This is a genomic window from Microbacterium sp. Au-Mic1 (assembly GCF_021341785.1).
Taxonomy (GTDB): domain Bacteria; phylum Actinomycetota; class Actinomycetes; order Actinomycetales; family Microbacteriaceae; genus Microbacterium.
Genome location: NZ_JAJTTF010000003.1, coordinates 171,355 through 187,479 on the forward strand (window position 1 = coordinate 171,355; position 16,125 = coordinate 187,479).

A 16,125-nucleotide genomic window follows, 5' to 3' on the forward strand; every position below is an offset into this window, starting at 1 on the left:
ATGAGCGCGCGGCAGGCCTGGCGGCGCCCCGGCGCGCTCGCCGTGATCGCTCTGGCACTCGTCGCTGCGGGCGTGGTGATCAGCGGAATCCTGCCGCTCGCCGACGCGGGCGCGCTGGCCGGTCGCACGGCTCCTGTGCTCGGCTTCGTGATCGCGATCACGATCGTCGCCGAACTCGCGCGGGATGCGGCCGTGTTCGACGTGATCGCGCAGCACCTGGCCCGCTGGGGGCGTGGCAGGGTGATCGCGCTCTGGGGCGCAGTGATCCTCCTCGCCGTGGTCAGCACGATCTTCCTGTCGCTCGACACGACCGCGGTGATCGTCACACCCGTCGTCGTGCTCCTCGCACAGGGCGTGGGCGTCTCTCCGCTGCCCTTCGCGCTCGCGACGGTCTGGCTCGCCAACACCGCGTCGCTGCTGCTGCCGGTGTCGAACCTGACGAATCTGCTCGCCGCGCCGATCTTGGGCTCGGATCCGTTCGCCTTCCTCGCGCTGAGCTGGGCGCCCGCACTCGCGGGTGTGCTCGTTCCCGTCGTGATCCTCACCCTCGCGCACCGGCGCACGCTGTTCGGGCGGTACTCGTCACCGGTGCGGGCGGAGCCCTCCGACCGTGTGCTGTTCCTCGTCGCGGCCGTCGTGCTCGTCGCGCTGCTGCCGCTGCTCGCGCTCGTGCGGGACGTGTGGATCCCCGCCACCGCCGCCGCCCTGATCCTGATCGTGCTGTTCGCGTTCCGCCGGCGCCGCGTGCTGCGCCTCTCGCTGGTGCCGTGGCAGGCGCTCGGTCTCGCGGCGGCCCTCTTCGTGATCGTCGAAGCAGCCCATGTGCGGGGGCTCGCCGCACTCCTCTCGCCGCTCGCCGCGGGCGGACACGGTCTCCTGGAGCTCCTGCGCGTCGCGGGCATCGGGGCGCTCACGGCCAACGGCATCGACAACCTTCCCGCGTACCTCGTGCTCGAGCCGATCGCCGCCCATGATCCGGTCGCTCTGATGGCGCTTCTCATCGGCGTCAACCTCGGTCCGCTGGTGACGCCGTGGGCGTCGCTCGCGATCCTGTTGTGGCACCACCGCGTCACCGCACTCGGGGTGTCGATCTCGTGGGGGCGCTTCGCGCTCTGGGGCCTCGTCGCCGCCGTGGCCACGGTGGGCGCGGCCGTCCTCGCACTCGCCGCCGTTTCCTGAATCGCGGATCCGGGTTATCGTCACGGCATGTGCCGGAACATTCGATGCCTCCACAACTTCGAGCCGCCGACCAACGATGACGAGGTCCGTGAGGCGGCGCTCCAGTTCGTCCGCAAGGTGAGCGGATCCACGCATCCGTCGCGCGCGAACACCCCCGCCTTCGAGCAGGCGATCGACGAGATCGCGCTGGCGACCCGCCGCATGCTCGACCAGCTCGTCACCAACGCCCCGCCGAAGACCCGCGAGGCCGAGGCGATCAAGGGGCGGCAGAGGCACGAGAAGCGCATGGAGCGCGAGGTCAGGATCCGCACCGCGAGCGCCTGACGGATCCGCGCCGACGGTGGTCTTCGCGTTCTCGGGATCCGGTGACATACGCTCGACGAGAAGCACGATCATGACGGAGGGGGGCATCATGCGCAGACGCCAGGTGACGATCATCACGGGGGAGCCCGGCCCCTCAGCCGGCGGCGTGCGGATCGAGCCGTTCACGTTCGGCCTGGTCGGCGCGCTCGGCGTTCTGGTCGCGCTGCTCATCGGCGCGATCGTCGGACAGCTGTCGACGGTGCTCGTCTACATCGGGATCGCGCTGTTCCTCGCACTCGGACTCGACCCGATCGTGCGCCTGATCGAACGGAAGCTGCCGCGGGGAGCGGCGGTGGCGATCGTCGTGATCGTCGTGGTGCTGGCCTTCGCCGGCATCCTGCTGGCGATCGTGCCGATCGTGGTGCAGCAGATCGCCCATCTCGTCGAGACCGGGCCGAAGATGATCGACGACATGCTGCACAGCGCCTGGTACCGGCAGCTCGCCGCCCAGTACGGCGACTCGTTCAGCCAGGCCGTGGACGGGATCGCCACGTTCTTCAAGGATCCGGGCAATCTCACCAAGATCGGCGGCGGAGTGCTCGCGGTCGGCGCCGGCATCGCCGGTGGGTTCACGGGTTTCACGATCGTGCTGATCCTGACGCTCTACTTCATGGGATCGCTGCGCACGATGAAGCGCACCGCTGCCCGATTCGTGCCCGCGTACCGCCGCCCGCGGTTCACGGAGATCGTCGAGGACGTGTCGGGTGCGGTCGGCCGCTACGTGATCGGCCAGGCCAGCCTGGCCCTCATCAACGGCGTGCTGAGTCTGATCTTCCTCACGATCATCGGAGCCCCGCTGCCTGCGCTGCTCGCGCTGATCGCCTTCATCGGCTCGTTGATCCCGCTCGTGGGCACGCTGTCCGGATCCATCATCAACTCGCTCATCTGCCTGTTCGTCTCGCCCGTGACGGCGTTGATCGCCTTCGCGTACTACCTCGTCTACATGCAGATCGAGGCCTACGTCATCAGCCCGCGCATCATGAGCAAGGCCGTGGCCGTTCCGGGTGCGCTGGTCGTGATCGCGGCCGTCGGCGGCGGAGCGCTCGGTGGGATCCTCGGTGCACTGGTGGCGATCCCGGTCGCAGCGAGCGCGATCATCATCATCCAGAAGGTGCTCTTCCCCGCGCAGGACGCCAAGGTCGTCGCCCCGGAGGACGCGCGCACCGCGTGAGCGCCTGAACGGAAAGACAGGCGCGACCCCGGGGGAGGTGGGGTCGCGCCTGCCGCTTCCGAACTCAGATCGCGGGTGCCAGCACCGCCCGGACCGAGGTCGTGCGTCGGGCCGTGACGGCCAGCGTCGTCGCGATCAGGGCGAGCACGGTCCAGACCAGCAGCGCCGCGATCGCGGATCCGACGCCGTCCTCGCCCAGCAGCGCGGTCGCCGCGGACGACGTCGGCAGGAAGCCGGCGATCGTGGCGAGCCACCCCGGCAGCGTCGAGATGATCCCCGCGCCGAGCGCTGCCACGCCGACGACCGCGGAGATCCAGCGCCCGATCCCGCCTAGCACGGCGACCAGCGCCTGGTTCACGGCAGCGAACGCGATGCCGGCGAGCACGGCGACGCCCGCGAAGCCCCACCACCGCGACGGGTCATACTTCGCGACGATCTCGACCACGAGAGCCACGAGCAGGCCCTGTGCGGCGCCGATCGCCGCCGCCGGGGCGAACGCCCGCAGCGCGAGCGAGCCCGAGGCCCGGCGCGAGGTGAGGGCGCGCGCGGTGAACGCCCGCATCACGAGGAACGTCACGAGGCTGCCGAACCACAGCACGACCGCCGCGAGCAGCGGGATCGCGGTGGGACCGAACATCCCGCCCGAGGTATCGGCCTTGACCGGATCGGCGATGACGGACGCCAGCGACGACGCCTCGGTGTCGGTGTGCTTCGGCAACGAGTTCGCCGCCTGATGCAGACCCGAGGCGAGGCCCGAGGTGCCGGTCGCGAGGGATCCGATGCCGGTGCTGAGCTGGGATGCGCCGTCGGCGAGCTGGGTCGCCCCGGTCTGCAGCCCGCTGGCGCCGGTGGCGAGGTTGCCCGCGCCGGTCGCGCTCTGCGACGTGCCGTCGGCGAGCTGGCCGAGCCCCGCCGAGAGCTGGTTGACGCCGTCGGCCGCGGCGCGGAACTGGCCGGCGAGGGTGGCGGGCAGCGTGGCGAGACCAGCGACGCCGTCCGCGACTTTGGCGCTTCCAGCAGCTGTGAGGTCCGCGGCTCCCTGAGTCTGGGCGGCGGCTCCCGCCACCAGGTTCAGCTGATCGCAGAGATCCTTCTGCGTCGCCGGGTCGCAGAGCTTGATGGCCTTCGCGACCTCCGCCTGGAGCTGGGTCATCCCGGCCTGGGTGCCGACGGCTCCCTGCTGCGTCGCGGCCGCGCCGTCGGCGAGCGCCTTCGCTCCCGGCACCTGGCCCTGCAGCGCATCCGCCCCCGTTGCGAGCCCCGCACCGATCTGGTTCGCGCCGGTCTGGGCAGACGTGATCCCGTTCGCGATCGTACCCAGGCCGTTCGACAGCTGCGATGCGCCATCGGCCAGCTGGCCTGCTCCGTCGGCGAGCTTGGTCGCGCCGTCCGGGAGCGCTGCGGCGCCGGTCGCCGCGGACGTGGCGCCCGCGGCGAGCTTGTCGGCGCCGTCCGCCGCCTCGCCGATCTTGTCGCCGAGCGTGCCGAAGCCGACGAGCACGTTCTGCAGGGTGTTCTTGGAGATCTCGGCGCCCATGGTCGACGCGGCGGTCGCGGCGATCTGGTTCGCGATGAGGCCGTCCGCGGCGCGGGCCTGCGGGGCCGTGGTCACGGAGATCGTCGCCTTCTCGGCGGACTTCGCCGGATCCTGCACGGCGCTGCCGCCCGAGACCGCGGCGGCGGAGAAGTCCTTCGGGATCCGCACGACGGCCTGATACGTGCCGTCCTTGAGGCCCGCGGCGGCGTCCTTCTCGTTGGAGATCACCCAGGTGAGGTTCTCGTCCTTCTTTCCGGTGCCGTCGACGAGCCCGGCGGAGAGCTGACGCCCGAGCGGGGCGAGCTGGCCGTTCACGGTCACCGGCTCGTCGTCGTTCACGATCGCGGCGGTCATCGTGTCGAGGCGCTGCGTGGGGTCCTGGAGGGCGGCCACGAGCACGCCGCCGAGGACGGCGGGCAGCAGCAGCACGCCGATGAGCGTGAGGGCGGTGATCGGCTTGTGCGAGCGGGCGCGTTCGATCAGTGCGGACAGACGGTTGGTCATGCGGTCACCTCGTCGAGGTCGGTGGTGGGCGCGTCGGCGTGGGCGGCCGGTTCGGGTGCGACCGGCGGGTGGTCGAGGTCCCTCGTCTGCGGATCCGCCCACCCGGCGTCCGCCAGCAGCCGCGCGGCGGCGGAGGCGTCGTCGGCCGTGGCGAGCACGGCGAGGGTGCCGCGGCGGGATGCATCGCGCAGCATGGCCGAGGCCTGCTCGCTCTGGGCGAGCGTGAGGCGGTCGGCGCCGTCGATCACGACGAGCGTGGTGCGCCCGCGCAGGGCGTCGCGCAGCTCGCGCAGCGGATCGCCCTCGGTGGTGCCGTCCTCCACGATCACGCAGCCGACGTGCGCGCGCACCCAGGCGGCCCGTCCCGGCAGCAGGTGCCCCGCCACGCGCAGGCGCCCCTCGGAAGGCACGCGCGCGGTGAGGGCGAGCGCGGCGGCGCGGCGCACGGCCGCATCGGCGCCGGTGAGTACGAGCGCGGATCCGGAGGGCACACGCAGGTCGAGCCCGTCGATCGCGCCCGCGACGGTCACGCCGTCTGCGGCGATCACGGAGTCGTCTCCGGGCCAGTCGGCCAGGTGCCGCTCGCGCTCGACGGCCTCGCCCTCGATGTCGACGCTCGGCAGGATCCGCTCGAGCCAGGCGGGGATCTCCCACGCGCGCTCGCCGAGGATCGCCATGAGCGCGGGGATCAGGGTCATCCGCACGAGGAAGGCGTCGATCGCGATGCCCGCGGCGAGGCCCAGGGCGATCGGCTTGAGCGAGGAGTCGCCCTCCGGGACGAAGGCCACGAACACGGCGAACATGATGAGGCCCGCGACCGTGACGACCTTCGCGGATCCGGCGAAGCCTCCGCGCACCGCGCGCAGTGCGGCGGCCCGGCGCTCGGCCCGATCGGCGCTGCGCGAGCCTGCATCGTGCACGTAGTCCTCGCGCATCCGGGAGACGAGGAACACCTGGTAGTCCATGGCCAGGCCGAACAGCACGCCCATCAGGATGATCGGCATGAAGCTGATGATCGGTCCGACCCGCGCCACGTGCAGGGCGTCGGCGAACCAGCCCCATTCGAAGACGGCGGAGACCACGCCGAACGCGGCCACGATCGAGAGCAGATAGCCGAGCGCCGCCGTGATGGGCACCCAGATCGAGCGGAACACGATCGTCAGCAGCACCAGCGACAGGCCGATCACGAAGATGCCGAACGGCAGCAGCGCGGCGCCGAGCTGGTCGGAGATGTCGATCGCGACGGCGGTGAAGCCCGTCACCTTCACGTCGATGCCGAACTTCTTGAGCCACTCGTCATGGTGCGAGCGCAGCTCGCGCACGAGATCGGCGGTCGCGGGGGCGTCCGGCGCGGTGGTGGGGATCACCTGGACGATGCCGGTGTCGGCAGTCTGGTTCGGAGTCGCCAGGGCGATCTCGGCGACGCCGGGGAGCTTCGCGACCGCATCGCCCAGATCCTTCATGAGTCCGACCGGATCCGTCGAGGTCACGATCGTGCCGGTGAGGATGAGCGGGCCGTTGAACCCGGGGCCGAAGTGCTCGGCGGTGAGGTCGTAGTTCTCGCGGGCCTCGGATCCCTTCGGCTGCACGCCGGAGTTCGGCAGGGCGAGCGCGAGGTTCGCGGCGGGGACGGCGACGACGCCGAGCCCGAGGACGATCGCGACGGCCACGAGCACGGGGTGCCGGGTGACGCCGCCCACCCAGCGCTCCGAGAACCGGCGGCGCGGGGCGGCCTCACCCTCGCCCTTCTCGGCACGACGCGGCCTGGCGGGACGGCCCGCCACGCGGCCCTTGAGGAAGCCGAGGATGGCGGGCGTCAACGTCACGGCGATCAGTACGGCGATCATGACCGCGACCGCGGCCGCGATGCCCATCGTGGTGAGGAACGGGATCCCGGCGAATCCGAGACCGATGAGAGCGATCAGCACGGTGATGCCCGCGAAGACGACGGCGGATCCGGCCGTGCCGGTCGCCCGCGACGCCGATTCCTCCGGGTCCACTCCCGCGCGCACCTGATCCTGATGTCGCGCCATGATGAACAGCGCGTAGTCGATGCCGACCGCGAGTCCGAGCATGAGGGCGAGCAGCGGCGTGGTCGAGGAGACCGAGGCGAAGGCGGTGGCGGCGAAGATCGCGGCCATCGAGACGCCCACTCCCAGCACGGCGGTGAGCAGCGGCATGCCCGCGACGACGAACGAGCGGAACGTCACGATCAGCACGAGCAGGGCGATCACCAGCCCGACGCCCTCGGTGATCGAGATCGCGGGGATCGACATCGAGAACAGGTCGCCGCCGATCACCGCGTGCGAGCCCTGAGGCAGGTCCTTCTCGAGGTCGCTCACGGCGGTCCGCAGCGTGTCCTTGGTGGCGGCCGAGACGTCGGAGGCCTGGCCGTCGAACTGCAGGCGCACGATCGCGGCGGAGCGGTCGTCTGACACCATCCCGGTCACATGCTCGTCGTAAGGGCTCGTGGCGGCGAGCACGCCGTCGACCTTCCCGAGGTCGCGCACGGTCTGCTCGATCGGATCCTTGTAGTCCGCATCGGTGACGTGGTCCCCGTCCGCCGCCACGACGATGAACTGCGCGCTCGTGCCGCTCACCTGCGGGAACGTGCGCTCGAGCTGCTCCAGGCCCGCCTGCGACTCGGTGCCGGGGATCGTGAACGCGTTGTCCGTGCCCTTGCCGAGGGCGAGCGCCGCGCCGCCGGCGATGCCCAGCACCAGAAGCCAGGCCACGAGCACGCGCCAGGGGTGCCGGAACGACCAGCGGCCGAGCGAGGAGAGGAGAGTCGACACGGGTTTCCTCCGGAGGGAGTTCAGGTGGGTTCGATACACTGGTGTATTCGATACGTCTCTGTATCGTAGGACGACGGCGCCGGGATAGTCTGTGCGCGGGATGTGAATCGCGGGCGCAGAGTCCGCAGGAGGTGCGGGATGACCGGCAGTGCGACCAGGAGCCGGGAGAACACGCGTGCGCGGCTGCTCGAGGCGGCGGCGCTGGTGTTCGCCGAAGAGGGTCTCGACGGTGCGACCGTCGAGGCCGTGTGCGAACGCGCCGGCTTCACGCGCGGGGCGTTCTACTCGAACTTCGAGTCGAAGGACGAGCTGTTCCTCGAGCTCGCCGGATCCGTCGGAGGGGAGCGGCTGCGCACCGTCGCCGCGCGCATCGAGGAGCTGACCGCGTCCGGGGCACTCGCGCCCGACTGCGACCTCAGCGTGCTCGTGCAGCAGGTGATGGACACCGGCACGGACGACCGGCTCGGGGTCATGCTGCTCAGCGAGATCCGCATCCACGCGCTGCGCGACGAGGTCTTCGGTCGTGCCTATCTCGCTCAGGAACAGGAGATGGTCGACGGGATCGCGCGGATCATCACCGACGTCGTCGCGACCGGCACGCTCACGCTGAGGGTGCCGGCGGAGTACGCGGCACGCATGCTCATGATCGTCTGGGAGGGCATGACCGTGCGTGGGGCGATGGCGGGGCTGGACGACAAGCGGCTGCGCCGAATCGGCGGCGAGGAGCTCAGCCGGATGGTGCAGCTTCTTCTGAACTGAGCGCTCGCGCCGGCTCTCTTTCTGCGTTCGAGGAGCGATGTTCGTCCTGAAACACGGCATCTGAGAGCAAACATCGCTCCTCGAAACCGAAGCGCGGCCGGCGAGGAGACGGTCAGCGCTCCGCGGCGAGCAGCCCGTGGCAGCGCGTCAACCGGTCGAGCCACCACTCCCGCCGTTCGGCGGGAGCCTCCAGGCGTGCGAGCGCGGCGGGATCCGGCGTCACCCGAGCGGCTGAGACGACGCCGCCCCGCGGGCGGGCGTCCGCGACGTCGTCCGCGAACAGCGACGCGGTGCCGAGGCCGCAGTCGTGCTCGAGCGTGGGCAGGGCTGCGGCCAGCGCGGCACCGAGCGACAGGCCGACCGCGGTGTCCAGTGCGCTCGAGACGACCACGGGCAGCCCCGCCTCGGCGACGATCCGCAGCGCGCGTTCGATGCCGCCGAGCGGCTGCGCCTTGATGACGAGCAGATCCGCCGCACCCGCACGGGCGACCGCGAGCGGGTCCTCCGCCTTGCGCACGCTCTCGTCCGCCGCGATCGGGATGTCGAGGTAGCGGATCCGCTCGCGCAGCTCGGCGAGCTCGTCGACGGTCGCGCAGGGCTGCTCCGCGTACTCCAGGTCGAACGGGGCCAGGGCATGGATCGCGCGCTCGGCCTCGTCGACGTTCCAGCCCGCGTTCGCATCGATCCGGATCCGCCCCTCCGGCCCCATCTCCGCACGCGCGGCACGCACCCGTGCGACGTCGTCGGCCAGGCTCTGCCCGGTCTCGGCGACCTTGACCTTCGCCGTGCGGCAGCCGTCGAAGCGCGCGAGCACGTCGGCCACCCGGTCTGCCGGGACGGCTGGGATCGTCGCGTTCACCCGGATCTCGTGGCGCACCGCGGCCGGACGCGGATGCCAGGCGTCCGCGATCGCGGCGGAGAGCCAGGTGGATGCCTCGACGTCGCCGTACTCGACGAAGGGCGAGAACTCGGCCCAGCCCTCCGGACCTTCGAACAGCAGCGCCTCGCGGACATCAACCCCGCGGAACCGCGTATGCATCGGCAGCGCGACCACCCGCGCGGAATCGAGGATCTCGGCGAGCGGCGGCACGGCGGCGGGGATCATGCCCCCATCATGCACCCGCGGATCGACTCCGCCGCGGCGGGCTCGGCCGACGGGTCGCCGCGGATCAGCCGATCCGCTTCTGCAGCTCGGCGAGGCGCCCGGACGGGCGGAACCCGAGGGCGACGTTGACGGCCAGCATGTGCTCGTTCGACTCGGCGTTGTAGGTCACGACCCGCGGCGTCCGCGGCAGCTCCTGCTGCAGCCGCCGCAGGTTCTCCAGCTTCACCCTCATGCCCAGGCGATGGCCGCGGTCTTTCCGCCTCACGAGTGTGCCCCACTGGTACGCGGAGCTGTCGTCTCCCGAGACGACGAGCTGCGAGTAGGCGGCGACCTCTCCGTCGGAGGAGAGCGCCACGACGCAGAACGAGGTGCGGCCCTGCGCGGCCACGAGCTCCTCGCTCTCACGGATCTCCGCGACATCGGGGGTCGCGGCCTCGATGTCGAGGTCTCCCATGGGCGCCTCGGTGTCGAGCGAGCTGGAGAGCTCGGCCCATCCGGTGACGATGTCCTCGGGCACGGGGCCGGTCCAGCTGCGCAGCACGTAGCCGTCGTCGGGTGTTCCCTCGGCCAGCCGATCGAGCAGGTCCTCGGCGACGGGCAGGTCGAGCACGCTCTCACGGTCGCCCAGGGCGAGCGCGTAGCCGTGCCTGCGGCCGAACTCCACGCCGGGATGTCCGGTTCCGTCGGCGGATGCGGAGGCAGCCCAGCTCGTCTCGGCCAGGAACGTCCTCCGGGAGCGCGCGATCGCACGTGTCTCCAGCTCGGCGAGGAGTGCCGATCCGACGCCCGCCCTCCGCGCCTCGGGCGCGACGTACACCGCGATGTCGGCGAGGTGGAGGTTGTCCTTGAGTGGCAGACCGAGGCCGGCGGCGCCGACGGGACGGCCGTCGAGCCGGGCGAGGAAGACGTGCCGTTCGAACACCGCGGAAGCCTGTTGCAGCTCCTGCCGGGTCTCCTCGAGCGACCACAGCACCGCGTCGTCGGCGCGATCGGCGCGCAGCGCGGCGGCATAGACCGTCCACCAGGCGTCCACCGTCGCATCGTCGAAGGGGTCGACGGGCCCGATCTCGATCGTCATGCCTCCACGCTACGGGAGTGCGATGAACAGGATCGTGTCGTTGACAATAGTGTGCGACGCACAATATAGTGATGGACGTGAGCGAAGACGAGTTCGACGGACATCTGCAGGAGCTGCGGCGCGGCACGGTCGTGCTCGCGAGCCTGCGCCTGCTGCGCGACGCGGGGTACGGCTACGGTCTGCTCGAGCAGTTGAGCGCCGCGGGCTTCCCCACCGATTCCAACACGCTCTACCCCCTGCTTCGTCGCCTCGAGAAGCAGGGCTTCCTGACCAGCGAGTGGAACACCGAGGAAGCGCGGCCGCGCAAGTTCTATCGCACCTCGGACGCCGGACTCCGCCTGGCCGACACCCTCACCCGCGACGTGCAGGCGATCGCCGCCGCCGCCAAGAATCTTCCCTGACCTCCTGGAGGAGAACATCATGGACACCGACACGACTCTCGCCGAGCGGTATGTGACCGCGGTGGCGCGATCCGTCCCCGCCGCCGATCGTGCAGAGGTCTCGGCCGAGCTGCGCGCGTCGATCGCGGACGAACTCGACGGCCGCATCGCCGCAGGCGAGGAAGCGGGGGCCGCGGAGTACGCCGTGATCGCGGAACTCGGCGACCCGATCGCTTACGCGGCCTCGCTCTCCGGGCGGCCGCTCGTGCTGATCGGACCCCGCTACTACGCCGCATGGCTGCGGCTGCTGCGCCTGCTGCTGGCGATCGTCGTACCGGTCGCCGCCGTGATCGCCGGACTGGTCCGCGCGCTCGGCGGCGGTGACGTCGGCGCCGTGATCGGCGCGATGATCCCCGCGATCCTCATGTCCGGCGTCCAGGTCGGATTCTGGACGACCCTCGTCTTCGCCGCGCTGGAGCGCCTCGGATCCACGGGGGACACGGTGCTCGACTGGACTCCCGACAAGCTGCCGCCCACCGTGAACCTCGGCGCGCGGATGTCGGATCTGATCGGCACGGCGGTCCTGACGGCGACCCTGATCGGCTCCGTGGTCTGGGATCGCACCATCGGCTGGGGCGACGATCACGTCCACGTCCTGGCACCCGGTCTCTGGCCCTGGGGCATGCTGGCCTGGTTCGGGCTGCTCGTGATCGGGCTGGTCGTCGAGGCGCTGGTCGCCGTGCGCGGACGGTGGAACGCGCTGCTCGCCGCCGTGAGCATCGCGGCGAGCCTGGTCGCGATGCTCGGTGCGATCGTGCTGATCTGGCGCGGTGTCGTGATCGACCCCGGCCTGATGGCGCAGATGCGCGCCGCGAGCACCCCCACCGCGGACATCGTGCAGATCGTGAACATCTCGATCACGGCCGTGCTGGGCGGGATCCTCATCGGGCTGCTGTTCGACGCCTACCGCAAGCTCGGCCTCTCGCGCGAGGCGTGAGCGGGTCGGCTGCGGACGTCAGCCGGAATAGGCTGGATCCGTGACTGACAAGCTCGTCTCTGACCTGTTCGATCCGGCTGAGTGGACGCTCGCTCCGGGCGCGGGGGAGTACACCGACATCACGGCCCACGTCTCGAACGACGGGCGGATCGCCCGCATCGCGTTCGACCGCCCCGAGGTGCGCAACGCCTTCCGCCCGCACACGGTCGACGAACTGTACCGGGCCCTCGACGAGGCGCGTCAGAACCCGCGGATCGGCGTCGTGCTGCTCACCGGCAACGGCCCGAGTCCGAAGGACGGCGGGTGGGCGTTCTGCTCCGGCGGCGATCAGCGCATCCGCGGTCGCGACGGTTACAAGTACTCCGAGGACGAGGAGGCAGTGCCGGCCGAGGCTCAGGCCAGGTCCGGCCGGCTGCACATCCTCGAGGTGCAGCGGCTCATCCGGTTCATGCCGAAGGTCGTCATCGCGGTCGTGCCGGGATGGGCTGCCGGTGGCGGGCACTCGCTGCACGTGGTCTGCGATCTGACGATCGCGAGCGCCGAGCACGGCCGGTTCAAGCAGACCGACGCGGATGTCGGGTCCTTCGACGCCGGCTACGGATCCGCCTACATGGCCCGCCAGACCGGGCAGAAGTTCGCCCGCGAGGTGTTCTTCCTGGCCGAGGAGTACTCCGCCGAGCGCGCGATGCAGGCGGGCGCGGTGAACCGCGTCGTGCCGCACGCCGAGCTCGAACGCGAGGCGATCGCGATGGCGCGGACGATCCTGACCAAGTCGCCCACCGCGATCCGGATGCTGAAGTTCGCCTTCAACGCGGTCGACGACGGGCTGGTCGGGCAGCAGGTGTTCGCGGGCGAGGCCACCCGCCTGGCGTACGGCACGGACGAGGCCGTCGAGGGTCGCGACTCGTTCCTCGAGAAGCGCGAACCCGACTGGTCGCCGTACCCCTGGCACTTCTGAGCAGCATGCCTTCCGGTTTCAGAGCGCGCAAATGGCTCGATCCGCACCGCGGATGGGGTCATTTGCGCGCTTCGAAACCGGGTGGAACGGCCGGCCGGCCGTGAGACTGCAGGCCGCTGACGGGACGGATCCGCGCGCGATCGGGGCGGCGGTCCCGGCGGCGCTCGACGGCGCTGCCCCGCTCGCGCTCGGATTCGCGCCGGGTCCGGATGACGAGGTCGCCGAGGGCACCGCGGTCGTCATCGCGACGTCCGGATCCACGGGCGTGCCGAAGAAGGTCGTGCTCTCCGCGGGAGCCCTGCGCGCGAGCGCGGAGGCGACCGCGCGGCGGATCGGATCCGGGCAGTGGATGCTCGCGCTCTCGGCCGGCTACGTCGCCGGTCTGCAGGTGCTCGTGCGCTCGCATCTCGCGGGCACGACGCCCGCACTGATCGAGGGGCGGTTCACGCCGGCCGCGTTCGTGGCCGCGACGCGCGGCATGCGGGCGGGGGCGAGGTACGCCTCGCTCGTGCCCGCGCAGCTCGCGACGCTCCTCGACGCGGCGGGCGACAGGGAGGTGCGCGTCGCGCTCGCCTCGTACGAGGCACTGCTCCTCGGCGGTCAGGCGCTGCCGCCGGCACTGCGTCAGCGCGCTGCGGATCTCGGCGCCCGCGTCGTGCGCACCTACGGATCCAGCGAGACCGCGGGCGGCTGCGTCTACGACGGGGTCCCCCTGGACGGGGTGCGCGTCGCGTCCGTCGACGGCGAGCTGCGCATCGCCGGTCCGACCCTGGCCGAGGGCTATCTCGGCGACCCCGGGCTGACCGCGCGCACCTTCGTCGCGGACGAGGCCGGCGCCCGCTGGTACCGGACCGGTGATGCCGGTGACGTCTCCGGCGGCCGGATCGCGGTGACCGGCCGCGTCGACAACGTCATCGTGTCGGGCGGCATCAACATCTCGCTGGACCGGGTCGAACGCGCCGTTCGCGCCGTCCCCGGGCTCGAGGGCGCCGTCGTCGTGGCGATCCCCGACGATCACTGGGGTCAGGGATCCGCGATCGTGGTCGGCGGCCGGCGCGAGACCGGGTCGACGGATCCGCTCGAGGCGTCCGGGGTCGGAGCGCGGCTGCTGAGCGCCGCGCGGGAACGCGTGGCCGCGGAGGTCGGGCCGGCGGCGCGCCCCGCGACGCTGATTCCGCTGGACGAGCTCCCGCTGCTGGCCTCGGGCAAGCCCGACCGGCGCGCGATCGCCGCGCTCGCCGCAGGGCGCTGAGCCCGCGAGCCGAGCACTGCGCGGTCCGAGGACACGGTGCCGCGGATACATCTCCCGGCGGATGACCGCGCCGGATCCGGTCGCGTACCGTGAGGGGGTGATCCGCCCCATCCCGCGCTTCTGGCTCGTGTTCGACATCGTGGGCAGCGTCGTCGGCCTGCTCCTCACGCTGCCGCTCACGTACACGTTCGAGGCGGGCACGATGAGCCGCTGGATCCCGGACGGCGCGGCGTCGATCGTGCTCGTGCTGCTGGTCGCGGTCATCCAGTGGGGCGCGGCGGCGATCAGCCGGCTCTCCCCGGTGCTGGCCCTCATCGTGGCGTGGTTCGGCGCGCTGCTGCAGATGGCGTGCGGCTTCTCGCCGGGTGCCTACAACCTCGCGATCCTCGCCGTGGTCTTCGCGACCTCGGCCTGGGGATCGGTGAGGCTCCTGTGGATCGGCGGCGCCTCCGCGCTGGGTGGTGGGCTCCTGGCGGGCGGCTACATGTCGCTGATCAACGAGGGGGCCCTCATCCAGGACACCGAGACCGGGCTGCGCCTGGCGCTGGTCGCAGTGCTCCTCGGCACGGTGTCGGTGCTCACCCTCGTGATGGCCTGGGGTGCCGGCCTGCTGTGGCGGGTCGTGCTGCACGGCCGCCGCACCCGTGACGCGCAGGTGCGGGCCGAGGCGGTCGCGGTCGCGGAGCAGGAGCGGGTGCGGATCGCCCGCGACATGCACGACGTGGTCGCGCACTCGCTCGCGGTGGTGATCGCGCAGTCGGACGGCGCGCGCTACGCCGCGGCCGCGGATCCGGCGCAGGCGACCGCGGCGCTGACCACGATCGGGCAGACCGCGCGGGCGGCCCTCTCCGATGTGCGGCTGCTGCTCGCGCAGCTGCGGCACAGCGAGGGGCAGGGGCCGCAGCCCACGCTCGCCGACCTCGAGACGCTGTACGCCCAGGTGCGGGCCGCCGGGATCGAGCCGCGCGTCACCGTCGACCCGATGCCGCCGGGGGAGCCGCCCGCCGGCATCCAGCTGGCGGTGTACCGCATCCTGCAGGAGGCGCTCACCAACGCGATCCGGCACGGCGACGGCGACGTCGACGTCTGGCTCGGGTGGCACGCCGACAGCGTGCAGATCACGGTCCGCAACGCGGTGCCGACGACACCGCGACAGGCGCATGCCGAGCGCGGACACGGCCTCATCGGCATGCGCGAGCGCGCGCAGTTGGTCGGAGGGACGCTCTCGGCGGAGCTGGAGGCGGAGGGCTTCATCGTCCGCGCCGTGCTGCCGATCGGTCCGAGCGTGGTCTGATCCTCGTCCCGGGCGCGATCCGGAGGATGACAGACTCTTCACGAGGCGCGGATCCGATCGCGCGGAACGAGGAGGCAGGATGATCCGGGTCGTGCTGGTCGACGATCAGGCGCTGTTCCGCGCAGGGATACGCATGCTGGTCGCGTCCCAGCCCGATCTCGAGGTCGTCGGCGAGGCGGGCGACGGGCAGGAGGCCATCGAGGTCGTGCGCGCGACGCGGCCCGACGTCGTGATGATGGACATCCGGATGCCCGTCATGGACGGGCTGACCGCCACCGCGCGCATCCTGGAGGAGGCGGATCCACCCCGCATCGTGATGCTCACGACCTTCGACCTCGACGAGGCGGCGGCGCGGGCGATCCGTCAGGGGGCGAGCGGGTTCCTGCTGAAGGACGCGGATCCGGAGTTCCTGCTCGCGGCGATCCGCACGGTGCATTCCGGATCCAGCGTGATCGCGGCCTCGGCCACCCGCGACCTCTTCGCGCACTTCGCGGCGCCTGTGCAGACCCCGGTGCCGCCGAGCTACGACGACCTCACCGAGCGCGAGAAGGAGATCTTCGCGCTGGCGGCGCGGGGCCTGTCCAACGCCGAGATCGCCGCCCGCGAGTTCCTCTCCGAGGCCACCGTGAAGACGCACATCAGCCGCATCCTCGCCAAGCTCGCCCTGCGCGATCGCGTGCAGCTGGTCGTGTTCGCGTTCGAGCACGGCCTGAACTGACCCGCCCACGGAGCCTCCGCGCCGGGGCCTCCTCG

At 71.6% G+C, this 16,125-nt stretch carries 14 protein-coding genes; 10 read left to right on the top strand and 4 right to left on the bottom strand.

The genetic code is table 11. The features are described 5' to 3' along the window. The 3 genes from LXM50_RS05375 to LXM50_RS05385 all read left to right on the top strand — a co-directional run bounded on the left by LXM50_RS05375 (position 1) and on the right by LXM50_RS05385 (position 2,713). Entirely contained in the window at positions 1–1,179 is a 1,179-nt protein-coding gene (locus tag LXM50_RS05375) for an SLC13 family permease (protein WP_233310274.1), read from the top strand. Between the two features lie 27 nt (positions 1,180–1,206). Continuing rightward, positions 1,207–1,503 carry a DUF2277 domain-containing protein gene (locus LXM50_RS05380; RefSeq protein WP_233310275.1) on the top strand — a complete coding sequence of 99 codons (297 nt, stop codon included), beginning with the start codon at positions 1,207–1,209 and terminating at the stop codon, positions 1,501–1,503. Between the two features lie 88 nt (positions 1,504–1,591). Next, positions 1,592–2,713 (top strand): AI-2E family transporter, encoded by a 1,122-nt coding sequence (locus tag LXM50_RS05385; RefSeq protein ID WP_233310276.1) that lies wholly within the window; start codon positions 1,592–1,594, stop codon positions 2,711–2,713. A 64-nt stretch (positions 2,714–2,777) separates the two neighbouring features. On the opposite strand, the gene LXM50_RS05390 is transcribed toward LXM50_RS05385, so the two are convergent. Together LXM50_RS05390 and LXM50_RS05395 are read right to left on the bottom strand one after the other, a co-directional pair. Beyond that, entirely contained in the window at positions 2,778–4,754 is a 1,977-nt protein-coding gene (locus tag LXM50_RS05390) for a YhgE/Pip family protein (protein ID WP_233310278.1), read from the bottom strand. Further along, a complete protein-coding gene (locus LXM50_RS05395; RefSeq protein WP_233310280.1) occupies positions 4,751–7,549 on the bottom strand; it encodes an efflux RND transporter permease subunit in 2,799 nt (932 codons plus the stop codon). Before LXM50_RS05395 ends, LXM50_RS05390 begins: the two co-directional genes overlap by 4 nt. Before the next feature lie 138 nt (positions 7,550–7,687). Between LXM50_RS05395 and LXM50_RS05400 the strand changes: the two genes are divergently transcribed. Further along, positions 7,688–8,308, top strand: coding sequence for a TetR/AcrR family transcriptional regulator (locus LXM50_RS05400; protein WP_233310281.1), 621 nt, complete (start codon positions 7,688–7,690; stop codon positions 8,306–8,308). Between the two features lie 112 nt (positions 8,309–8,420). Here LXM50_RS05400 and LXM50_RS05405 read toward each other — a convergent pair whose 3' ends face one another. Beyond that, complete coding sequence (locus LXM50_RS05405; protein ID WP_233310282.1) at positions 8,421–9,413, bottom strand: o-succinylbenzoate synthase; 993 nt, start codon at positions 9,411–9,413, stop codon at positions 8,421–8,423. 64 nt (positions 9,414–9,477) lie between these two features. Further along, positions 9,478–10,491: a GNAT family N-acetyltransferase gene (locus LXM50_RS05410; protein ID WP_233310284.1), complete on the bottom strand. Its 1,014-nt coding sequence runs from the start codon at positions 10,489–10,491 to the stop codon at positions 9,478–9,480. A gap of 77 nt (positions 10,492–10,568) precedes the next feature. On the opposite strand from LXM50_RS05410, the gene LXM50_RS05415 reads away from it, so the two are divergent. From LXM50_RS05415 to LXM50_RS05440, 6 genes are all read left to right on the top strand, one after another. Further along, the gene (locus LXM50_RS05415) at positions 10,569–10,892 is read left to right on the top strand and encodes a PadR family transcriptional regulator (protein ID WP_374107803.1); all 324 of its coding nucleotides are present in this window, start codon (positions 10,569–10,571) and stop codon (positions 10,890–10,892) included. Positions 10,893–10,911: 19 nt separating this feature from the next. Next, positions 10,912–11,868, top strand: coding sequence for a hypothetical protein (locus LXM50_RS05420; RefSeq protein ID WP_233310288.1), 957 nt, complete (start codon positions 10,912–10,914; stop codon positions 11,866–11,868). Positions 11,869–11,908: 40 nt separating this feature from the next. Beyond that, entirely contained in the window at positions 11,909–12,826 is a 918-nt protein-coding gene (locus tag LXM50_RS05425; RefSeq protein ID WP_233310289.1) for a 1,4-dihydroxy-2-naphthoyl-CoA synthase, read from the top strand. A gap of 100 nt (positions 12,827–12,926) precedes the next feature. Then, entirely contained in the window at positions 12,927–14,078 is a 1,152-nt protein-coding gene (locus tag LXM50_RS05430; protein WP_233310290.1) for an AMP-binding protein, read from the top strand. Between the two features lie 97 nt (positions 14,079–14,175). Next, positions 14,176–15,372, top strand: a complete 1,197-nt coding sequence (locus LXM50_RS05435; protein WP_233310291.1) for a histidine kinase — start codon at positions 14,176–14,178, stop codon at positions 15,370–15,372. A gap of 79 nt (positions 15,373–15,451) precedes the next feature. Next, on the top strand, positions 15,452–16,090 hold the full coding sequence (locus tag LXM50_RS05440) for a response regulator transcription factor (RefSeq protein ID WP_233310292.1): 639 nt from the start codon (positions 15,452–15,454) through the stop codon (positions 16,088–16,090). Positions 16,091–16,125 lie beyond the last annotated feature (35 nt).